The sequence below is a fragment of the Variovorax sp. J2L1-78 genome (assembly GCF_030317205.1).
Taxonomy (GTDB): domain Bacteria; phylum Pseudomonadota; class Gammaproteobacteria; order Burkholderiales; family Burkholderiaceae_C; genus Variovorax; species Variovorax arabinosiphilus.
Map to the genome: position 1 here is coordinate 2,223,925 of NZ_JASZYB010000001.1, position 21,293 is coordinate 2,245,217.

General features: G+C 68.2%; 20 protein-coding genes. 7 read left to right on the top strand and 13 right to left on the bottom strand.

The window, feature by feature from the left end; translation table 11 throughout:
• Positions 1-96 precede the first annotated feature (96 nt).
• On the bottom strand, positions 97-981 hold the full coding sequence (locus tag QTH86_RS10570) for a YihY/virulence factor BrkB family protein (RefSeq protein WP_286644736.1): 885 nt from the start codon (positions 979-981) through the stop codon (positions 97-99).
• A 236-nt stretch (positions 982-1,217) separates the two neighbouring features.
• Between QTH86_RS10570 and dnaG the strand changes: the two genes are divergently transcribed.
• The 3 genes from dnaG (at position 1,218) to QTH86_RS10585 (ending at position 7,156) form a co-directional block, all read left to right on the top strand.
• Entirely contained in the window at positions 1,218-3,185 is a 1,968-nt protein-coding gene (gene dnaG / locus QTH86_RS10575; RefSeq protein ID WP_286644735.1) for a DNA primase, read from the top strand.
• A 306-nt stretch (positions 3,186-3,491) separates the two neighbouring features.
• Entirely contained in the window at positions 3,492-5,852 is a 2,361-nt protein-coding gene (gene rpoD / locus QTH86_RS10580) for an RNA polymerase sigma factor RpoD (protein WP_286644734.1), read from the top strand.
• A 71-nt stretch (positions 5,853-5,923) separates the two neighbouring features.
• Positions 5,924-7,156 (top strand): multidrug effflux MFS transporter, encoded by a 1,233-nt coding sequence (locus QTH86_RS10585; protein ID WP_286644733.1) that lies wholly within the window; start codon positions 5,924-5,926, stop codon positions 7,154-7,156.
• Between the two features lie 16 nt (positions 7,157-7,172).
• On the opposite strand, the gene phhA is transcribed toward QTH86_RS10585, so the two are convergent.
• On the bottom strand, positions 7,173-8,069 hold the full coding sequence (gene phhA, locus QTH86_RS10590) for a phenylalanine 4-monooxygenase (protein ID WP_286644732.1): 897 nt from the start codon (positions 8,067-8,069) through the stop codon (positions 7,173-7,175).
• A gap of 2 nt (positions 8,070-8,071) precedes the next feature.
• On the bottom strand, positions 8,072-9,160 hold the full coding sequence (gene hppD, locus QTH86_RS10595) for a 4-hydroxyphenylpyruvate dioxygenase (protein ID WP_286644731.1): 1,089 nt from the start codon (positions 9,158-9,160) through the stop codon (positions 8,072-8,074).
• A 121-nt stretch (positions 9,161-9,281) separates the two neighbouring features.
• Between hppD and QTH86_RS10600 the strand changes: the two genes are divergently transcribed.
• Positions 9,282-9,764: an Lrp/AsnC family transcriptional regulator gene (locus tag QTH86_RS10600; protein WP_286644730.1), complete on the top strand. Its 483-nt coding sequence runs from the start codon at positions 9,282-9,284 to the stop codon at positions 9,762-9,764.
• Between the two features lie 23 nt (positions 9,765-9,787).
• Here QTH86_RS10600 and QTH86_RS10605 read toward each other — a convergent pair whose 3' ends face one another.
• The 6 genes from QTH86_RS10605 to QTH86_RS10630 all read right to left on the bottom strand — a co-directional run bounded on the left by QTH86_RS10605 (position 9,788) and on the right by QTH86_RS10630 (position 14,864).
• Positions 9,788-10,183 (bottom strand): hypothetical protein, encoded by a 396-nt coding sequence (locus QTH86_RS10605; protein ID WP_286644729.1) that lies wholly within the window; start codon positions 10,181-10,183, stop codon positions 9,788-9,790.
• A gap of 82 nt (positions 10,184-10,265) precedes the next feature.
• A complete protein-coding gene (locus QTH86_RS10610) occupies positions 10,266-10,973 on the bottom strand; it encodes an ABC transporter ATP-binding protein (RefSeq protein ID WP_286644728.1) in 708 nt (235 codons plus the stop codon).
• Positions 10,966-11,724 carry an ABC transporter ATP-binding protein gene (locus tag QTH86_RS10615; RefSeq protein WP_286644727.1) on the bottom strand — a complete coding sequence of 253 codons (759 nt, stop codon included), beginning with the start codon at positions 11,722-11,724 and terminating at the stop codon, positions 10,966-10,968. The genes QTH86_RS10610 and QTH86_RS10615 overlap by 8 nt, the downstream gene beginning before the upstream one ends.
• Positions 11,721-12,692, bottom strand: coding sequence for a branched-chain amino acid ABC transporter permease (locus QTH86_RS10620; protein ID WP_286644726.1), 972 nt, complete (start codon positions 12,690-12,692; stop codon positions 11,721-11,723). The genes QTH86_RS10615 and QTH86_RS10620 overlap by 4 nt, the downstream gene beginning before the upstream one ends.
• Entirely contained in the window at positions 12,692-13,564 is an 873-nt protein-coding gene (locus QTH86_RS10625) for a branched-chain amino acid ABC transporter permease (protein WP_286644725.1), read from the bottom strand. Before QTH86_RS10625 ends, QTH86_RS10620 begins: the two co-directional genes overlap by 1 nt.
• A gap of 121 nt (positions 13,565-13,685) precedes the next feature.
• Positions 13,686-14,864 (bottom strand): ABC transporter substrate-binding protein, encoded by a 1,179-nt coding sequence (locus QTH86_RS10630; protein ID WP_286644724.1) that lies wholly within the window; start codon positions 14,862-14,864, stop codon positions 13,686-13,688.
• Positions 14,865-15,114: 250 nt separating this feature from the next.
• Between QTH86_RS10630 and QTH86_RS10635 the strand changes: the two genes are divergently transcribed.
• Both QTH86_RS10635 and QTH86_RS10640 read left to right on the top strand, forming a co-directional pair.
• Positions 15,115-15,783, top strand: a complete 669-nt coding sequence (locus QTH86_RS10635; protein WP_286644723.1) for a glutathione S-transferase family protein — start codon at positions 15,115-15,117, stop codon at positions 15,781-15,783.
• Positions 15,780-17,162 carry a phospholipase D-like domain-containing protein gene (locus tag QTH86_RS10640; protein ID WP_286644722.1) on the top strand — a complete coding sequence of 461 codons (1,383 nt, stop codon included), beginning with the start codon at positions 15,780-15,782 and terminating at the stop codon, positions 17,160-17,162. The genes QTH86_RS10635 and QTH86_RS10640 overlap by 4 nt, the downstream gene beginning before the upstream one ends.
• A gap of 3 nt (positions 17,163-17,165) precedes the next feature.
• Here QTH86_RS10640 and QTH86_RS10645 read toward each other — a convergent pair whose 3' ends face one another.
• Entirely contained in the window at positions 17,166-18,416 is a 1,251-nt protein-coding gene (locus tag QTH86_RS10645; RefSeq protein ID WP_286644721.1) for an ROK family protein, read from the bottom strand.
• 144 nt (positions 18,417-18,560) lie between these two features.
• Between QTH86_RS10645 and QTH86_RS10650 the strand changes: the two genes are divergently transcribed.
• Positions 18,561-20,084, top strand: coding sequence for an ABC transporter permease/substrate-binding protein (locus QTH86_RS10650; protein WP_444813677.1), 1,524 nt, complete (start codon positions 18,561-18,563; stop codon positions 20,082-20,084).
• Here QTH86_RS10650 and QTH86_RS10655 read toward each other — a convergent pair.
• Genes QTH86_RS10655 through QTH86_RS10665 form a run of 3 tightly spaced genes read right to left on the bottom strand, consistent with a single transcriptional unit; the run spans position 20,081 to position 21,292 of the window.
• The gene (locus tag QTH86_RS10655; RefSeq protein WP_286644720.1) at positions 20,081-20,395 is read right to left on the bottom strand and encodes a hypothetical protein; all 315 of its coding nucleotides are present in this window, start codon (positions 20,393-20,395) and stop codon (positions 20,081-20,083) included. The genes QTH86_RS10650 and QTH86_RS10655 overlap by 4 nt on opposite strands.
• A 52-nt stretch (positions 20,396-20,447) precedes the next feature.
• Positions 20,448-20,987, bottom strand: a complete 540-nt coding sequence (locus tag QTH86_RS10660; protein WP_286644719.1) for a cytochrome b/b6 domain-containing protein — start codon at positions 20,985-20,987, stop codon at positions 20,448-20,450.
• Positions 20,984-21,292, bottom strand: a complete 309-nt coding sequence (locus QTH86_RS10665; RefSeq protein WP_286644718.1) for a PepSY domain-containing protein — start codon at positions 21,290-21,292, stop codon at positions 20,984-20,986. Before QTH86_RS10665 ends, QTH86_RS10660 begins: the two co-directional genes overlap by 4 nt.
• Position 21,293: the final 1 nt, after the last annotated feature.

A 21,293-nucleotide genomic window follows, 5' to 3' on the forward strand; every position in this document is an offset into this window, starting at 1 on the left:
GGCTTGCCCACTGCGTGTGGCAGCGCCCTCCCCCTTCCGGGAGCAACACCAGCGGCCCGGCGAAGCCGGTTCCGCGGTGTTCCTGGCGAAGAATGTCTATGGCGTTGGAACCGGTTGCTGGCGATCGAGACGCTCGTACTGCGCAATGACCTGGGCGCCGAAAAGCACCAGCGTGGCGGCGATCTCCAGGCTCAGCAGCACCACGATCGCGGTGGTGAGGGAGCCGTAGACGACATTGACCTGGGACAGGGTCGAGAAATACCAGACCAGCAGGCGGCGCGTCACCTCCCACAGCACGGTGGCGGTGATGCCGCCCAGCAGGGCATGCCGCAGCGACAGGCGCCCCACCGGCATCACCAGGTAGAGCGAGGTCAGCATGAAGACCTCGCCCCCCAGCCCCAGCAGGTAGAGCAGCACGCCCGAGACGCCCGACAGCGACCAGCTGTAGCCCAGCAGATCGACGCTTTCCTGGCCGATGAGCTGCAGCGCGCCCGACACGAGGGTGACCAGCAGCAGCCCCACGCACAGGCTCAGGATGTAGAGGTAGGGCATCACCGCCGACACCAGGAAATGCCGGGATCGTTCCGATTTGCGGTGATGGAAGATGTTCGCCATGGCGCTTTCCAGCACGGTGAAGGCGAGCGAGCTGAAGAAGATCATCGTCACCAGCAGCACCGGACCGAGCACATCGCGGTGCGCCAGAAAGTTGCGCAGTTCGGCGACCACGGCCCGCGACTGGCCCGGCAGCAGCCATTCGAGGTAGCGGCCCACGGTGGTCAGCAGCTCGCCCTGGTCGATGACATGCGACAACGCGATCACGCTGAGGATGAGCAGCGGCACCATCGACAGCAGCGCGTAGTACGCCACCGCCCCTGCCAGCAGCAGCCCCTGGTTCGCCTTGAAGCCCTTGACGGCCGACCACAGGAATCGAAACGGATGCTGCAGCACCGGGGACAAATGGGGAAGGCGGCGGGCGTTCATGGTGCGAGGGCGTGGAACGGGCCAGTATGACCGCGCCCCATGCCCGCGCCATGTCAGTTATCCATTGCGCTGCGCGTCACCCGAAGCCGATGGAACCGGCGCGGCCGGATGCCAGGGCACCCGCGGAACTGGCTTTGCCAGGCCGCTGGGTGCGCCCCCTTGAGGGGGAGGCGCCGCAAGGCGCATCGGGGGGTGGGTTTCATTTCAGCCGCATGCGTATCATTTGCGGCTCCCCCATGACCATCCCGCCCTCATTCATCCAGGAACTGATCGCCCGTGCGGACGTCGTGGAAATCGTCGGGCGCTACGTGCAGCTCAAGAAGGCAGGCGCCAATTTCATGGGGCTGTGCCCCTTCCACGGCGAGAAGTCACCGTCGTTCTCGGTCAGCCCGACCAAGCAGTTCTATCACTGCTTTGGCTGCGGGGTGCACGGCAACGCCATCGGCTTCCTGATGGAGCACGCCGGCATGGGCTTCGTCGAAGCGGTGCACGACCTGGCGGGCCAGTACGGCCTGCAGGTGCCTGAGGACGACGCCTCGCCCGAGGAACGCGCCCGCGCCGCCGGCCAGCGGCAGAAGCAGGCCACGCTGTCCGAGGTGCTGGAAAAGGCCGGCGAGGCCTACCGCAAGCAGCTGCGCCAGTCGCCGGGCGCCATCGAGTACCTCAAGGGCCGCGGCGTGTCCGGCGAGGTCGCGCGGCTCTACGGCATCGGCTACGCTCCGGCCGGCTGGCGTTCGCTGGCGAGCGTCTTTCCCGACTACGACGACCCGCTGCTGGCCGAAAGCGGCCTGGTGATCGTCGGCGAGGCCGACGACAACGGGGACGGCAAGCGCTACGACCGTTTTCGCGACCGCGTGATGTTTCCGATCCGGAACGTCAAGGGCGAATGCATCGGCTTCGGCGGCCGGGTGCTGGGCGACGAGAAGCCCAAGTACCTCAACTCCCCGGAGACGCCCGTCTTCAGCAAGGGCCGCGAGCTCTACGGCCTGTACGAGGCGCGCGCGGCCTTCCGCGACCGCGGCTACGCGCTGGTCACCGAGGGCTACATGGACGTGGTCGCGCTGGCGCAGCTCGGCTTCCCGAACGCCGTCGCCACGCTGGGCACCGCCTGCACCCCCGAGCATGTGCAGAAGCTCTTCCGCTTCACCGAGTCGGTGGTGTTCAGCTTCGACGGCGACGCCGCCGGCCGCCGTGCCGCGCGCAAGGCGCTCGACGGCGCCCTGCCCTATGCCACCGACGTGCGCAGCATCAAGTTCCTGTTCCTGCCGGCGGAGCACGACCCCGACAGCTTCATCCGCGAGCACGGTGCCGAGGCCTTCGCGCGCTTCGTGAACGAGGCGACGCCGCTCAGCCGCTTCCTGGTGGAGGCGGCACGCGAAGGCTGCGACCTGGGCACCGCCGAGGGCCGCGCCCACATGGCCGCCAACGCCAAACCGCTGTGGAGCGCCCTGCCCGACGGCGCGCTCAAGCGGCAGCTGCTCACGGAGCTGGCCGAACTCGTGCAGCTGGGCGTGCCCGACCTGAGCTCGCTCTGGACCCCCACGGCCGCACCGCCGCCGGCCCGCCCCCCCGCGCCGCCGCCCGCCGCCGAGGTCATGCGCTACCAGGACGACGGCACGCCGATCACCTACGGGCGACAGGGCGGGAAGGGCCGCGGCAACTGGGGCGACAAGCCCGGTCGCGGCAACTGGGGTGATCGGCGGGCGCCGGCGGCGTCGGGCAGCGTCGGCCGCACCCGGCTGCGACCGCCCGGGCGCGCCGACGTCGCCGCCCGCCTGCTGATGTCGAACATGCACGAATGGGAAGCGCTGTCGCACGAACTGCACGGCCTGCTGTGCGACCTGCCCGGCGAGCACGGGCAGCTCTTCACCTGGCTCGACGGCCAGTGCCACGAGCACGGCGTGCAGCCCTGGGCCGCCTTGCGCGAAGGCCTGCGCGGCCAGCCTTTCGAAGCCCTGGCCGAACGGCTCATGACCGAACCGGAGGGCGGCTCCGTCGCGGACGCCGAGGGCGAACAGGCCGCCGGTGCCGCCAAGGAACTGCGCAACGTGCTCGACTTCATGCTGGACGACCTGCTCAAGGCGCGCCAGAGCGAGGCGATCGCCGCGGTGGGAAGCGACCCGTCCGCGCTGGAACGCTACAAGGCGCTGGAGGCGCGGCGGCTGGAATTGCGCCACCGCCTGAAGCCATCCGTGCCGGGCTGAAACACGCCTAGCCTCTTGAAAAGCCGGGTTCCGGCTATAATGTAGGGCTTCGTCTCGCGACGAATGAGGCAAGAGCGACAGCAGCACCTCCGGGCCGACCCCACGCGCAATGCACTTCCCGACGGGAAACGGGTCAATACACCGCAAGGACTGCACACCAAATGTTCGCCCGACATCTTGCTTCTTGAGGGGACTTCGGTCCCCGTCCTGAGGAAATCCGTTCCTCCTGTCCGTCTGTGTCCGTGCCCGCGCCGGGTCTGTGGCGCCAGTGATTCCGCTTGTTTCATTCTTGTTCCACGAGGTCGTATGCCCAGTACAAAGAAGCCTGCCGTTTCCGTCGCCAAGAAGCCCGCTTCGGCCAAACCGTTGAAAGCGACAGCATCGCCTGCACCTGCAAAGAAGAGTGCCGCCGCGTCCAAGGCGACTGCCGCAACGAAAGTGAAATCCGTGCCCACGAAAACGCCCTCCGCCGACCCCGTCAAGACCGCCGCCCTGAAGGCCGCACCTGCCCCTGCCACCGCCAAGAAGGTCGGCCGCCCGCCCAAGGCCGCCGCCGCTGACGCACCTGCTGCCACCGGCGCCAAGCGCGGCCGCAAGCCCAAGGCCGGCAACGAGCCCAAGGAAATCGAAGAAGACTTCTCCGACGTCGAGGCCGAGTTCGCCGAGGAAGAACCCGCGGCTGCAGCGGGCACGGACACGACCACCGTCGAGAAGGTCAAGCCGCTGCGCATGAAGATCAGCAAGGCGAAGGAACGCGCCTTGATGAAGGAATTCGGCCTGGACGAAACCGTCCTGTCCGAAGAAGACATGGCCAAGCGCCGCCAGCGCCTGAAGACGCTGATCACGCTGGGCAAGACCCGCGGCTACCTGACGCAGGGCGAAATCTCCGACCACTTGCCTGACAAGCTGGTCGATGCCGAGACCATGGAAGTCGTGGTCACGATGCTCAACGACCTCGGCGTGGCCGTCTACGAACAGACGCCCGACGCCGAGACGCTGCTGCTGAACAACACCGCGCCGACCGCCACCACGGTGGAAGAAGCCGAAGAGGAAGCCGAAGCCGCGCTCTCCACCGTCGACAGCGAATTCGGCCGCACGACCGACCCGGTGCGCATGTACATGCGCGAAATGGGCACGGTCGAGCTGCTCACGCGCGAAGGCGAAATCGAGATCGCCAAGCGCATCGAAGGCGGCCTGATGGCCATGATGGAGGCGATCTCCGCATCGCCCAAGACCATCGCCGCGATCCTGGAAATGGCCGCGACCATCCGTGAAGGCAAGGTCGTCATCTCGACCATCGTCGACGGCTTCTCGAACCCGAACGAGGCCGACGACTACGTGGCCGAAGAAGACTTCGACGAATTCGACGAAGAGGACGACGACGACGGCAAGGGCGGCTCCAAGGCACTGACCAAGAAGCTGGAAGAACTCAAGCGCGACGCGCTCGAGCGCTTCGACCGCATTGCCGACATGTTCGAGAAGATCCACAAGATCTACGACAAGGAAGGCTACGGCACACCGGCGTACAACAAGGCCCAGCAGGCGATGTCCGACGAGCTGATGACCATCCGCTTCACGGCCAAGACCATCGAGAAGCTGTGCGACCTGGTGCGCACGCAGGTCGACGACATCCGCAAAAAGGAGCGCGAGCTGCGCCGCATCATCGTGGACAAGTGCGGCTTCCCGCAGGAAGACTTCATCCGCGACTTCTCCGGCTACGACAAGAACGGCAACCGCATCGCGTCCAACCTGCTCAACCTGAAGTGGGTCGAGAAGCAGGCGGCCGCCGGCAAGCCGTGGAGCACGGTGATGGCCCGCAACATTCCGCCGGTGCAGGAGCTGCAGCAGCAACTGGCCGACATCCAGTCGAGCGTCGTGGTGCCTCTGACCGAGCTCAAGGACATCAACAAGCGCATGAACGACGGCGAACGATCGTCGCGCGACGCCAAGAAGGAGATGATCGAGGCCAACCTGCGCCTGGTGATCTCCATCGCCAAGAAGTACACCAACCGCGGCCTGCAGTTCCTGGACCTGATCCAGGAAGGCAACATCGGCCTGATGAAGGCGGTCGACAAGTTCGAATACCGCCGCGGCTACAAGTTCTCGACCTACGCGACGTGGTGGATCCGCCAGGCCATCACCCGTTCGATCGCCGACCAGGCGCGCACCATCCGCATCCCGGTGCACATGATCGAGACGATCAACAAGATGAACCGCATCAGCCGTCAGCATCTGCAGGAGTTCGGCTTCGAGCCCGACGCCGGCATCCTGGCCGCGAAGATGGAGATCCCGGAAGACAAGATCCGCAAGATCATGAAGATCGCCAAGGAGCCGATCTCCATGGAAACGCCGATCGGCGACGACGACGATTCGCACCTGGGCGACTTCATCGAGGACAGCAGCAACACGGCGCCGATCGAGGCCGCGATGCAGGCCGGCCTGCGCGACGTGGTCAAGGACATCCTCGACTCGCTGACGCCGCGCGAAGCCAAGGTGCTGCGCATGCGCTTCGGCATCGAGATGTCGACCGACCACACGCTGGAAGAAGTCGGCAAGCAGTTCGACGTGACGCGTGAACGCATTCGCCAGATCGAAGCCAAGGCGCTGCGCAAGCTCAAGCACCCGTCGCGCTCGGACAAGCTGCGCTCCTTCATCGACACGCTGTAAGCAGCGACGCCCCCACGAGCGGACTTGCCGGACCCTGCGTTCGGCAAGTCCGCTTTTTTGTTGAGACCCTCATGAACCCCGACGCCCAAACCCTCTGGAAAGCCCCGCGATGGGCGCTGGCCATCCTGCTCGCGGTGCTCGGCATGCTCGGGCCCTTCTCGATCGACACCTACATCCCGGCCTTCTCGGGCATCGCGAAATCGATCGGCGCGACACCGGTGGAGATGCAGCAGACGCTGTCGGCCTACCTCTTCGGCTTCGCCTTCATGAACCTGTTCCACGGCGCCCTGTCGGACAGCTTCGGGCGGCGCCCGGTCGTGCTCTGGGGACTGGCCGTGTTCACGCTCGCATCGCTCGGCTGCGCACTGTCGCAGACCATCGGGCAGCTGGTGCTGTTCCGCGCGCTGCAAGGTCTGTCGACCGGAGCAGGCATCGTGGTGTCGCGCGCGGTGATCCGCGACATGTTCCCGCCGGCCGAGGCGCAGAAGGTGATGGCGCAGGTCACGATCTACTTCGGCGTGGCGCCGGCCATCGCGCCCATCGTGGGCGGCTTCCTGTTCGTCCATGCCGGCTGGCACGCGGTCTTCTGGTTCCTGGTGGCGGTCGGCGTGGTGCTGTTCGCGGCCAACTGGAAGCTGCTGCCCGAGACCCTGCACGCCACGCAGCGCCAGCCGTTCAATGCGCGTCACCTGATGCGCGGCTACTGGGACCTGTGCTCCGACCCGCGCTTCCTGCTGCTGGCGCTGGCCAGCGGCGTGCCCTTCAACGGCATGTTCCTCTACGTGCTGTCGGCGCCGGCCTTCCTGGGCGACCACCTGGGGCTGGCGCCCACGCAGTTCTTCTGGTTCTTCCTGCTGACCATCGGCGGCATCATGGCCGGCGCCTGGGCCAGCGGCCGCATGGCCGGCAAGGTCGCGCCCAAGCGGCAGATCCGGGACGGCTTCGTCATCATGCTGGCGACCTCGGCCGCCAACGTCGTCGCCAATGCACTGTTCGAGCCGCATGCGCTTTGGGCCATGTGGCCGATCGGCCTGTTCGCCTTCGGCTGGGCGCTGATGGTGCCGGTGGTGACCCTGCTGGTGCTCGACCTGCACCCCGAGCGGCGCGGCATGGCGTCGTCGCTGCAGGCCGTCATCGGCTCGACCGCCAACGGCCTGGTGGCCGGCGTGATCGCACCGCTGGTGATGCATTCGACGCTGGCACTGGCCGTGACGTCGATCCTCATGATGGGGATCGGCCTGGTGGCCTGGGTCTGGCTGCACCGGCGCTGGCCGGAGATCGGCCGGCAGGTCGCCCGCTACTGACCGCGGCCTCGCGCCGTCAGGCCACGACGGTCTGCTGGTGCTTGGCGGCGTGGTAGCGGCCCGTGCCGCGCGTGATCACGCGGTCGGTCGGCAGCACGTCGCCCGGCTGGTACTCCGGCTGCCCGGCGATGCGTTCGTACAGCGGCGCAAAGTCGATCGTCGCCAGCTCGAGCAGCTCGGCCAGGCTGTCGATGACGAAGTAGCTTTCCTGGAAATCGTCGATGCGGTAGTGCGTGCGCATCACCCGCTCCAGGTCGAAGGCGATGCGGTTGGGCGACGGGTCGTCCAGCGAGAACACGCTCTCGGTGCGCGACGACGCGATGCCCGCGCCGTAGATGCGCAGGCCGTCCTTCTGCTGGATCAGCCCGAACTCGACCGTGTACCAGTAGACGCGCGCCAGCTTGTCGAGCACGCCCAGCTTCTTGGCGCGCAGGCCGCCCACGCCATAGGCCTGGATGTAGTCGGCGATCGACGGGTTCATCAGCATCGGCACATGGCCGAACACATCGTGGAAGACGTCGGGCTCTTCCAGGTAGTCGAGCTCGTGCGGCTTGCGGATGAAGTTGCCGGCAGGGAAGCGCCGGTTGGCCAGGTGCTCGAAGAACACCTCGTCGGGCACCAGGCCCGGCACGGCCACGACCTGCCAGCCGGTGCGCTGCATCAGCACCTCGCTCAGTTCCAGGAAGTCCGGGATCTGGTCAGCGCCGATGGGCAGGTTCTTCATGCCCTCGACGAATTCGTCGCAGGCGCGGCCGGGCAGCAGCTTCGTCTGGCGCTCGAAGAGCGTCCTCCACACGGCATGCTCGGCCGGCGTGTAGTCCGACCAGCCCTGGTCGATGGTCCAATCGGGCCGGTCGGGCTTGGCCGCGTCGCCGGCTGCGAGCCCGTGCTTGGTCGCTTCGGCGGCCGACATGCTCAGGCCTCGGCGGTGTCGAGCACGCCGCGGCGGATCTGGTCGCGCTCGAGCGATTCGAACAGCGCCTTGAAGTTGCCCTCGCCGAAGCCGTCGCGGTAGTCGCCGCGGCGCTCGATGAACTCGAAGAACACCGGCCCCAGCATCGGCGTGGAGAAGATCTGCAGCAAGAGGCGCGGCTGGCCGCCTTCGGTGGTGCCGTCCAGCAGGATGCCGCGTGCCTGCAGTTCCGGCACGTTCTGGCCGTGGCCCGGCAGGCGGGTGTCGAGCATCTCGTAGTAGATGTCGTTGGGCGCGGTGGCCGTCTGCACGCCGGCCAGGGCCAGCTTGTCCACGGCGTCCTTCAGGTTGTCGCAGATCAGCGCGATGTGCTGGATGCCTTCGCCGTTGAACTGCATCAGGAACTCCTCGATCTGGCCGCCGCCCTTCTTGGATTCCTCGTTGAGCGGGATGCGGATCTTGCCGTCCGGTGCCGTCATGGCCTTCGAGGTGAGGCCGGTGTATTCGCCGGAGATGTCGAAGTAGCGGATCTCGCGGAAGTTGAAGAGCTTCTCGTAGAAGTCGGCCCAGAAGGTCATGCGGCCGCGGTACACGTTGTGCGTGAGGTGGTCGATGAGCTTGAGGCCGTGGCCGACCGGGTGGCGGTCCACGCCGTCGATGAACTCGAAGTCGATGTCGTAGATCGACTTGCCTTCTTCGTAGCGGTCGATCAGGTACAGCGGCGCGCCGCCGATGCCCTTGATGGCCGGCAGGCGCAGCTCCATCGGGCCGGTGGCGATCTCGATCGGCTGGGCGCCCAGTTCGAGCGCGCGGTTGTACGCCTTGTGCGCGTCCTTCACACGGAAGGCCAGGCCGCAGGCCGACGGACCGTGCTCCGCCGCGAAGTAGGCGGCCTGGCTCTTGGGCTCGCGGTTCACGATGAAGTTGATGTCGCCCTGGCGGTACAACACCACGTCCTTGGAGCGGTGCTTGGCGACCAGCGTGAAGCCCAGCATCTCGAACACCGGCTCCAGCACGCCCGGCGTGGGCGAGGCGAACTCGACGAATTCGAAGCCTTGCAGGCCCATGGGGTTCTCGAAATGGTCAGCCATCGTGTGTCTCCAGAAATTGCAGGTGGGGTTCTGGCTGATGCTAGGCGCTTGCGGCACACGATTCCTGCAACTTGCAGCCCTGCGATGGCCGATCACGCAGGATTCCTGCAAAATCCCAGCCATGAGCGCTCCAGTCGAACTCGACACCATCGATTTGCGCGTGCTTCGCGCGTTGCAGGCCAACGGCCGCGCCACCTACGACGAGCTGGCGGCCCAGGTCAGCCTGTCATCGTCGGCCACGCTGCGGCGTGTCAAGCGGCTGGAGGAATCGGGCGTGATCCAGGGCTACGTCGCCCTGCTGCATCCGGAGCGCGTCGGCCTGCCGCTGATGGCCTACATCAACGTTCGGCTCGAGAAGCACACCGAGAGCCACAAGCGCAGCCCGATGGACGCCTTCCGAGCCTCCATCCAGGGCTGGCCCGAGGTGATCGAGTGCCATTCGCTCACCGGCGACATGGACTACCTGCTGCGCGTGGTGGTCGCCGACATGGCCCACTACTCGCGCTTCGTGATGGACACGCTGCTCAAGCACCCGAGCGTGCAGGACTGCAAGACCAGCTTCGTGCTCGACCGGGTGAAGAGCACGACGGCGCTGCCGATCTGAGGCTGAAGCGCCAAGCGCGAGGCTCAAGACACCAGCTTCGAGACGACGACGGAGTCGTCCTCCGGTGGATCGATCTCGCCGGTCAGGATCTTCGAGGCCTGCGTGGCGCAGTGCCCGGCGGCGGTCGCCTGCGCGCCGATGGCGTGCAGCATGGCTTCACGCTCCGCGGTCGTCATTTCCATCGACACCTTGCCCAGGTCGAGCGCCGCCGCCATCGCGTTGCTCGCCGCGACCAGGAACAGGTGGGAAGCCGCCCGCATGCGGTTGGCCTGCTGCGTGTCTTCCCGCGCGACCACGGGGCTGCGCCGCGCGGCGTCGGGTAGACCCGGCAGGTCCGTCGGCTCGAAGTGCGTCACCGGCAGGCGGTCGAGATCGCTGGCAGCGATCACCATGGCCAATGCCTTGTGTGCGGCGGTCACGGTGGACCGATGGTTTTCTCTCATTGTGAATCCCTCCACGGCAGACAGTGGCGCATTCTCGCGCAACGACGTCGCCGTGGCGTCAACGCGCCACGCCGAGCAGGCGGTCGAGCACCTCGGGCTGGGTGCGCAGCACGTCGGCACGCGCGGTGTGCACCAGCCGCCCCTGGTCAAGCACCGCCGCATCGTCGGAGATCGCCAGCACCGCCTGCGGATGCTGCTCGACGATGATGGCCGCCAGCCCGTCGTCCTGCGTGATGCGGCGGATGACGCGCAGCAGCTCTTCCACGATGATCGGCGCCAGGCCCTCGAGCGGCTCGTCGAGCAGCAGCAGGCGCGGGTTGAGCACCAGGGCGCGCGCAACGGCCAGCATCTGCTGCTCGCCCCCCGACAGTTGCGTGCCCAGGTTGCCCTTGCGTTCGGCCAGGCGTGGGAACATCGCGTAGACGCGCTCGGGCGTCCAGTGGCCGGGGCGTGCCACGGCGGTCAGGTTCTCGTGCACCGTCAGCGACTTGAAGATGTTGCGCTCCTGCGGCACCCAGCCGATGCCCGCGGCGGCGCGGCGGTGCGATGCCTGCCGGCTCAGTTCGACGCCACCGAGCACGATGCGCCCGCCGTGCTGGCGCGTGGCGCCGGCCAGCGTGTTGATCAGCGTCGTCTTGCCGGTGCCGTTGCGGCCGAGCAGCGCCAGCGTGCGGCCTTCGGCCAGCGTGAGCGAGATACCGGTGAGCACCACCGCTTCGCCGTAGCCCGCGCTCAGGTCGTCGATCTGCAGCAACGCGTCAGCCATGGGTCGCGCCCTCTCCGAGGTACACCGCCTTCACGCGCGGATCGCCCGCGATCGCCTCCGGCGTGCCTTCGGTCAGCACCGCGCCGTTGACCAGCACCGTCATGCGATCGGCGAAGCTGAACACCAGGTCCATGTCGTGCTCGATCAGCAGCACCGACACATCCGCCGGCAGCGCGGCCACCGTCTGCAGCAGTTCCTCGCGCTCGCCCGCGGGCACGCCGGCCACCGGTTCGTCGAGCAGCAGCACGCGCGGCTCGCAAGCCAGCGCGATGGCGATCTCCAGCAGGCGCCGTTTGCCGTACGCCAGTTCGCGTGTGGGCTGTAGCGCCACCTCGGCCAGGCGGAACTGCTCGAGCAGTTGCCCCGCCCGCTCGACCACACCCCGGTCGCTGCCCAAGGCACGCCACCATTGCCGCGTGAGCCCGCGCTGCTGGGACACGACGAGCGCCAGCGTCTCCAGTGGCGTCATCGCATCGAAGAGCTGGTTGATCTGGAAGGTGCGCACCAGCCCGCGCGCGACGCGGCGGTGCGGCGCCGTGCCCGTGATGTCCTCGCCCTCGAGCACGATGCGCCCAGCGGTCGGTGTGAGCACCCCCGTCAGCAGGTTGATCAGCGTGGTCTTGCCGGCGCCGTTGGGGCCGATCAGCGCATGGCGCGCCCCGCGCCGCAGGTCGAGCGTCACGTCGTGCGTGGCCACGATGCCGCCGAAGCGCATCACCAGGCCCTGGGCCGAAAGAACGGTGTCGCTCATCGCCGCCCCCAGGTCCACGGTTTGAGCAGCCGGTCGCGGCCGACCAGCACCAGCAGCACCAGGATCAGGCCGATCCAGAACATCCAGTACTGCGGCGTGACGGACGACAGCGCGTCCTGCAGCAGCTTGAAGACGACCGCGCCCGCGATGCCGCCGTAGAGCCAGCCCACGCCGCCGATCACGAGCATCAGCAGCACGTCGGCCGAGCGGTCGAAGGCCAGCACGTCGAGCGACGCGAAGCCGGTGGTCTGCGCCAGCAATGCGCCGGCCGCACCGGCGATGGCCGCCGCCACCGTGTAGATCACGGCCATGCGCGAGACGACCGGAATGCCGATCGCCATCGCGCGCAGCCGGTTGTCGCGGATGGCCTTGAGCGTGGCGCCGAAGGGCGAGCGCACCAGACGCCGCATCAGCAGAAAGAGCAGCAGCACCACCGACAGCGAATACCACGCGGCCGTGCGGCCGTAGAGGTCGAAGTCGAACTGACCCAGCACCGGCCCCATGACCACCCCCTGCAGCCCGTCGGCGCCGCCGGTCAGCCCGTCGAGCTTGTTGGCCAGCTCGAGCAGCAGCAGCGCGGTGCCCAGCGTGACCATCAGCCGCGTGAGATCGCTGCCGCGCAGGATCGTCACGCTGGCCAGCGCACCGACGCCCGCCGACAGCGCCACGGCGACCAGCAGGCCGACCGTCGGGTCGGGCATGACGTGCTTGGCGAACAGCGCCGCGGCATAGGCGCCGAAGCCGAAGAACGCCGCATGGCCGAGCGAGACGATGCCGGTGTAGCCCAGGATCAGGTCGAGCGACATCGCGAACAGCGCGACGATGGCGATCTCGTTGACCATCAACGCATGCGACGGCATGGCCAAGGGCAGTGCAAAGGCCAGCGCCCACACGGCGAACTCCCACGGGCGCCAGCGCGCCGGGTCGAGCAGGCGCTTGCGCAGCGCATCGGTCCGAGCGTCGTCCATCACTTGCCGCCTCGCCGCGTGAACAGGCCCTGCGGACGCCACATGAGGATCAGGATCATCAGCAGATAGACCGTGAAGGCGCCCATCTTCGGGATGAAATACTTGCCCGCGACGTCGGCCACGCCGAGCAGCAGGGCCGCCAGCAGCGGCCCGGTGATCGACGAGGTACCGCCGACGGCCACCACGATGAGGAAATAGATCATGTACTTGAGCGGAAAGCTCGGGTCCAGCCCCAGGATCTCCGCGCCCAGTGCGCCGCCCAGCCCGGCGAGCCCCGAGCCGACGGCGAAGGTGAGCAGGAACACGCGGTTCACGTCGATGCCCAGCCCGGCCGCCACCCGCGCGTCGTCGACCGCCGCACGCAGCCGGCTGCCGAAGCGCGTCTTGGACAGAATCAGCTGCAAGACGATGGCCAGCACCGCGCACACAGCGATGATGAAGAGCCGGTAGTGCCCCATGCCGAGCATCAGCGCGCCGTCGCCGACCTCGGTGCGCCCGCGCAGCCATTCGGGCAGCTGGATGTTCTGCTGCGACGAGCCGACGAAGTAGTCGATGGCGGCCACCGCCATGAAGGTCAGGCCGATGGAGAACAGCACCTGGTCAAGATGCGACTTGCCGTACATCGGCCGATACAGCGTGCGTTCCAGCAACGCGCCGGCCGCCCCCACCACGACGAAGGCCAGCGGCAGGCACAGCAGGAACGGGATGCCCAGCTTCTGCATGGCGAACACCGTGAGGTAGCCACCGGCCATCGCGAAGGCGCCGTGCGCTAGGTTGATGAAGTTCATCAGCCCGAGCGTCACGGCGAGGCCGACCGCGAGCACGAACAGCAGCATGCCGTAGGCAATGCCGTCGAAGAGAATCGTTAACAAGGCTCGCCCCCAGGTTGCCCGCACTTCGTGTCGGGCGCCCACCCCCTACCGGGGGCAACACCAGCGGCCCGGCAAAGCCGGTTCCGCGGTGTTTCACGAAAAGACCTCGGCGTACTTGGCATCACTGCTTGTTCTTGCCGGGGTCCTTCACCGCCTTGATCACGTCGAACTCGACGTTGTAGAGCTGGCCGTCTTTCTTCTCGACCTTGCGCAGGTACACGTCCTGCACGATGTCGCGGGTCTGCGCGTCGATCAGCACCTGGCCGCGCGGGCTCTCGAAGATCTGGCCCTTCATCTTCTCCAGCAGCGTGGTGCCGTCGCCCTTGCCGCCGGTGGCCTTGAGGGCTTCGTAGATGACGCGCATGCCGTCGTAGCCGCCCATGGCCATGAAGTTGGGGCGCATGTTCTTGTTGGCCTTCTGGAAGGCCTCGACGAACTTCTTGTTCGCCGCCGACGGGTGCGCCGCCGAGTAGTGGTGCGAGGTGACCACGCCGAGCGCGCCGTCGCCCATGTCGTTGAGCTGGTCGTCGTCGGTCACGTCGCCGGTGGCGATGAGCTTGATGCCGGCCTTGTCCATGCCGCGCTCCAGGAACTGTTTCATGACGGCGGCACCGGCGCCCGAGGGCACGAAGACGAAGAGCGCGTCGGGCTTGGCGTCGCGCACCTTCTGCAGGAAAGGCGCGAAGTCGGGGTTGCGCAGCGGCACGCGCAGCTTGTCGATCACCTTGCCGCCGTTGAGCTGGAAGCGCTCGGCAAAGAACTTTTCGGCGTCGTTGCCCGGGCCGTAGTCGGACACCAGCGTCACCACCGACTTCACGCCGTTCTTCGGCGCCCAGTCGCCCATGGCCACCGACACCTGCGGCAGCGTGAAGCTGGTGCGCACGATGTACGACGAGGCCTCGGTGATGCTCGACGTGGCCGCCGCCATCACGACCAGCGGCGTCTTCGACTGCGTGGCGATCGGGGCGGCGGCCAGCGCCGCCGGCGTCACGCCGAAACCGGCCAGCACATTGACCTTCTCGTTGACCACCAGCTCCTGCGCGAGGCGCTTGGTCACGTCGGGTGTGGCGACGTCGTCCTTGACGATCACCTCGATCTTGCGGCCGGCCACCGTGTCGCCGTTCTGCGCGATGTAGAGCTTGACCGCGGCCTCGATCTGCCGCCCGGTCGACGCCTGCTGGCCGGTCATCGGCAGGATCAGCCCGATCTTGAAGGGCGTCGTCTGCGCCTGGGCGGCGAGCGGCGCGGCCAGGGCGATGGCGGCCAGGCCGGCGGCCTGGACGAGGTGGCGTCGTTGCATGTCTTTGTCTCCGGTTGGTGGAATGCCGTTTCCCATCATTGTGGCCAGATGAAACGCCACCGCGTGCTCCGGCAATCACCTAGGCGCGCGTCGCGGACGGGGCATTCTGCGCGATCTTCACACCGCGTGCGCGGTCATCGCGCAGCCGCGCAGCGCGCCCGGCGGCGCCTGGCGATCGAGACGGCACGCAAGGTCTGGGGCGACGCCCGACCCGCCCGCGCTGGTAAAACACGGGGTTGGAGGAGACCCCATGCAACTGTTTACCGGCCCCCTCAGCATGTTCGGCGCCAAGGCCGAGATCGCGGTGCGCGAGAAAGGTCTGAGCTTCGAGCAGGTGATGGTGCCCTTCGACCGGGACGACCGCTACCAGCCGCGGCACCCCGAGGTGCTGCGCATCAACCCGAAGCAGCAGGTGCCGGTACTGATCGACGGTGCGGTCGAGCTCTTCGACTCGACCCAGATCTTCGAGTACCTCGAGGACCTGAAACCGCAACCCGCCCTGTGGCCGACCGGGGGGGCGGCGCGGGCGCAGGCGCGCCAGCTCGAGCACCTGGCCGACGAGGTGTTCTTCCCGAACGTCGTCCGGCTCTTCGGTTTGCAGGACGCCATGCAGAGCGCCCCGGCCGTCGCCGCGTGTGCGGCCTGCGCCCGGCACTACGAGGCGATGGACGCCTTGCTGGCCGATCGTGAGCACCTCGCCGGCAGCTACTCCTACGCCGACATCGCCCTGTACATGGCGCACGTGTTCGCGGACCGCAAGGGTGCCGGAATGACCGACGCCACGCCGCGCCTCGTGGCCTGGCGCGAACGCGTCGGACAGCGCCCGGCGGTGCGGGCGGTGGTCGGGCCGATGATGGCGTTCCTGGCCTCGCAGGGCCGACCGGTGCCGCGCTTCCTCCAATCGCACCGCGCCCCGTGAACCGCATCGACGACTGGCTCGACTGGCTGCCCTCGCCCTCGCAGCACTTCCTGGTGGTCGCGGTCGGCCTGCTGGTCTACGTGCTCACCACGCGCACGCGGCGCGAGCAGCGCGCGCCCACCACCGCGATCGCCTGGGTCATGGGCATGCTGCTGCTGCCCTACTTCACGCTGCCGGTCTACCTTCTGTTCGGCCAGCGCAAGCTGCGCCCGGTGGGCCCGCCGCGCTCGCCGCGCAGCCTGCCGGCCGGCCACTGGGCGGCCGAGCTGATCGAAAGCTTCGGCCTGCCCGCCCCCGGGCGCTGCGCGCCGCGCTTCCATGCCGACGGCGCTGCCGCGCGGGACGCCCTGTGGCAGGTGATCGACGCCGCCCGCGTGCGCCTGGACATCTGCACCTTCATCATCGGCGACGACGCGCTCGGCCATGAAGTCGTGGTGCGCCTGGCGCGACGCGCGCGCGAAGGCGTGCGGGTGCGCGTGCTGCTCGACGGCTTCGGCGCGCTGACGCTGCCGCCGCATCACTTCGACGCGCTGCGCGCGGCCGGCGGCCAGGTCGCGGTGTTCCGCCCCTTCTTCGGCCTGCGCCGCAGCGGGCCGCGCAACCTGCGCAACCACCGCAAGCTCGTGATCGCCGACGACACGCGGCTGTGGTCCGGCGGGCGCAACCTGGCGGGCGAGTACTTCACCGGCAACGATGCCTACCCGGTGCCGTGGCGCGACCTCTCCTTCGACCTGACCGGCAGCGTGGCCGAAGCGGCGGCGCGGCAGTTCGAGCACGACTGGTGCTCGGTGCGCGACGACACGCCGCGCGAGATCGCGCCGATACACGACACCCCCGATGACGGCGCGCTCGCGCAGTTCCTGCCGAGTGGCCCCGACCAGACCGAGGACACGGCGCACGCCCTGCTCATCGACGCGTGCTTTCGCGCCGAGCACCGCATCCTCGCGGTCACGCCCTACTTCGTGCCCGACGACGGGCTGCGCAATGCGCTGCGGCTGGCGGCGCGGCGCGGCGTGCAGGTGACCATCGCGATCCCCTCGCGCTCGAACCACCGGCTCACCGACTTCGTGCGTGCGCGGGCCATGCGCGACCTGGCCGGCGCCGGCGTGACCTTCCGCATGCTGCCCTTCATGGCGCATGCCAAGGCTGTGGTGGTCGACGAAGAGCTGGCGATGTGCGGCTCGATCAACCTCGACCTGCGCAGCCTGCTGCTGAACCACGAAGCCGCGGTGGTGTTCTACGGCCGCACCGCCATCGACTGGCTGGCGCAGTGGATCGAGACCACCGCGTCGGCCGGCGAGCCCTACCGCGCGCGGCGGCCCGGCCTGCTGCGCGACCTGGCCGAAGGGCTGCTACTGACCGTCGCCTTCCAGCTGTAAGGCTCAACGCTTCAGGCCCTGCGTGCCCTTCACGGTCTTCGCGGCCTTCACCGCCTTCACGGCCTTTCCGACGTTCGCAGTCCTTGCCGCCTTGGCGGCCTTGGCCGCTTTCGCTTCCCGCTCGGCCTGCTCCGCCTTGACGGCCTTGGCGGCCCGCTCGGCGGCCTCCTGCTTCTGCAGGCGCGCCAGCCGGCCGGGCGTGTTGGTGTAGCTCGCGTTACCCAGGCCGGTGCCGATGGTGAGCACGGCCCAGTGGTTCACGTCCTGCATGAAAGGCAGTTCGCTCAAGCCCTGCACCACGGCGTCGTTGTGCAGCCGCACCGTGGTCGGCGCCCCGCCGATGGTCGGCAGCTTCTTGCTCAGCTCGCTGGGCAGGTGAAAGGTGTCGCTTTCCCAGTCGCCCGGCAGGTTCTGGGTGCCGCGTGCGATGGAGCCGTCGTCGCGGATGCGTCCCGGGCAGGCGATGCCGACGAAGGGCGCCAGGCGGATCTCCTTGCGTTCGCATTCGTCGATGAGCACCTGCAGCATTTCCGACAGCCGCTCGAGCAAGCCGCGCCGGCTGGGCTTGTCGTCGGCGTGGCGCCACTTCATGCGCTTGACCACCTTGGCCAGCGACAGGTCCTCGGCCTTCTTGCGCCGCGTCTTCACGATGCCGCAGCGCAGGTTGGTGCCGCCGATGTCGACCGCGAGGATCGCGTCGTGCGCCGCCAGCATGTCCGGCGGCACCAGGTGCACCCAGCCGATCAGGCCGCCGTCGTCGACCTCGTGCGACAGGCGCGCGATCGGCACCTTGACCTTCATGTGCTGCAGGATCATCGCGGCCTGCAGGATGGCGCGCTCGCCCACGTCGCTCTCGGGAAAGCCGCCACCGATCACGATGCGCTGGACCTTGTCCCAGGAGGGCTCGCGCAGGAAGCGTCGCACCACATGGGCCAGTTCCTCGGCGAACTCCTCGATCGCGCCTTCCAGCAAGTCGGCACCTTCGGACGCGCGCTTGCGGCTGAGCACGCGGTCGAGCGCCTTCTTGCTGAGGTCGCGCGATGCGACATCGCCGAAGGGGTCGTCCTCGCCCTTCTGGCGCCGGCGCTTGCGCCACTGCGCCAGCAGCGCGCGAAAGGCGGTCTGGCTGGCGGCATCGCCGGCGAAGCCGGTCTTGTCGCGCAACTGCAGGCTGTAGCCGTCGACGATCACGGCAGGAAGTTCACGGGCGCCGTGGGCATCGGCAAGATGGGGCGGCACGGTCTTGGGGGCCATGGGCTCTTTCGAAAAAAGTGGGAAAGGGTCGAGGTCGCCTGTCGGCGTCGCCGTCCATCGACTGTCGCCGCGCACGCGGGGCCGGCCCATCGGCGCTGCGCACGACCGGCTGTAGGAAGGCGGCCTGACCGATACACTGACCGCATGCTGCTGCCGCACCCGCTCCAGCGCGCCTGGCGGTCGGCGCTGCTCCCCTTGCTCTTCCTGGCGATGCTCGTGGGCACAGGCGCTGCACGCGCGCAGGACGAGCCACTGCGCATCGGGTCGAAGCGCTTCACCGAGTCGTACATCCTGGCCGAGGTGCTGGCGAAGACAGCCGCACCCCATACAAGCGTCGCACCCGTGGTCCGCCAAGGCCTGGGCAACACGGCCATCGTGTACGAGGCGTTGCGCTCCGGCGCCATCGACGTGTACGCGGAATACACCGGCACCATCGCGCTCGAGATCCTGCAGGGCAGCGCCACGATGACGCCCGCCGAGATGAATGCGCGGCTCGCGCCGCTGGGCCTCGGCGTGGCCGTGCCGCTCGGCTTCAACGACGGCTATGCGCTCGCGATGCGCAACGCCGACGCCGACCGCCTGAAGCTCGCCACGCTCAGCGACCTAGCCCGGCACCCCGAACTGACGCTGGGACTGTCGAACGAATTCCTCGGCCGTGCCGACGGCTGGCAGGGCCTGGCCGCGCGCTACGGCTTCACGCAGAAGCCCACCGGCCTCGACCACGGCCTGGCCTACGACGCCATCGCGGCCCAGCAGGTCGACGTGATCGACATCTACACGACCGACGCGAAGATCGACCACCTCGGCCTGCGCGTGCTGCAGGACGACCGCGGCTACTTCCCGCGCTACGACGCGGTGCTGCTGTACCGCCTGGACCTGCCGACAAAGCAGCCGGCCGCCTGGGCCGCGCTGCAGACGCTCGAAGGCCGCATCGACGAGCGCGCCATGATCGCGATGAACGCGCGTGCCGAACTGCAAGGCACGGCCTTCGACACCATCGCCCGCGACTTCCTCGCCGGCGGCAAAGCCTCGGCGGGCCAACGCGGCTTCCTGGCGAAGCTGCTCGGCAGCGACCTGGGGCGGCTCACGCGCCAGCACCTGCTGCTGGTGGCGGTGTCGGTCGGCCTGGCGATTCTGGTCGGCGTGCCGCTGGCCGTGTGGGTGTCCTCGCATGCACGCACCCGCGCCGTGGTGCTGGGCATCGCCGGCCTGATGCAGACCGTGCCCTCGCTCGCCTTGCTGGCGGTGCTGATCTCGCTGATCGGCCGCATCGGCACGCTGCCCGCACTCATCGCGCTCACGCTCTACGCGCTGCTGCCCATCATGCGCAACACCGTCACCGGCCTGGCCGAGGTGCCGCAGGGGCTGCGGCAGGCCGGCACGGCGCTCGGCATGACATCGGCGCAACGCATGCGACTGGTGCAACTGCCGCTCGCCATGCCGACGCTGCTGGCGGGCGTGCGGACCGCCACGACGATCGCGATCGGCACCGCGACCATCGCCGCCTTCGTCGGCGCGGGCGGCTTCGGTGAACGCATCGTCACCGGGCTGGCGCTGAACGACCGGCAACTGCTGCTGGCCGGTGCGCTGCCGGCGGCGGCACTGGCCTTGCTGAGTGAACTGGTGTTCGAGGCGGTGGACCGCCTGTGGCTGCGACGGCCGCGTTAGCGCGGCGGCGTCTCCGACTTCGAACTGCGGATGCCGGCGATCTGGCCGCGCACGACCTTCCAGAAGTTCTTGCTGTCGTCGAGCAGGCGCCAGGCGTTGGAACGGTGCGCCAACACGCCGACTTCGGGCAGGGCTTCGCGGAGGTTCTTGAGGCCCAGGAGCTTGGTGTATTTGCGCACCGTGGCCGGGCTGTGGATGAGCAGCAGCACGCGCCAGCCGTAGTGGCGCCCGATGATCAGCATCCCGATCGCGCTCTCGAGATCGTTCAACTCACCCTGGAATCCGTCGACCGCCCGGTCGACCAAAGACATGATCTGCTCGTCGGTCATCGCCACGAAATACCCCCGCTTCGGCGCACACATCTTAGCGTTCGGTCGAACGCTTCCTTCCGCTCCACATGGCGGCGACGAGATTTTCGCGGTGGCGCCAGCTCATGAAGGCCACGCCGAACAGGTGAATAGCCACCAGGCCCACGAGGGTCCAGGCCGAGATGCGGTGCGTGAGTTCGAGCCATCCGAGGCCCCAGAAACGGTCGGTCGTGTACAGGATGCCGGAGACGCAGACGATGCCCACGCAGAGCAGCAACAGCACGATCATCCAGCCGCCGAGCGGGTTGTGGCCCAGCACGCGCGGTGCGTTCCCGCGCAGGAGCCTGCCGGCGTAGCCGAACACGACGCGCGGGCCGCACACGAAGCTGGCGAAGCGCGCGTGGCGGCTGCCCGCCAGGCCCCAGACGCCGCGCGCGAGCATCACGCCCAGGGCGGTGTAGCCGGCCCACAGATGCAGCGCCAGGCGCGACTCGCCCGCCCACCAGGCCAGCGCTACCGAGGCCGCGAGGCCCCAGTGCATCAGGCGCTGCGCGAGGTCCCAGACGCGGACCGTGCCGGGCGGGGGCAGGCTCACTCGGGCTGCTTGATCTCGCCGACCTTGGCGAAGGTCTTCGGGTCGAAAAAGGCCTCGACGCGGCGGCCGCTGGTGTCGAAGCCGTACACCTCGTAGCAGCCGTTGAAGTTCTTGACCTGGCGGACCTTCCAGCCCTCCGAGACCAGCTTCTTCTGCAGCTCCATCTGCGGCTTCATTTCTTCCTTGGCCACGGCTTCGCATTTGACGGCGTTGTGGTCAACGTACTGCGCGGCCGCAACGCCGGCGAACGACAGCGGAACGATGGCGCCGACGACGATGCGCAGGAGCCGGGAGACAACGGTCATG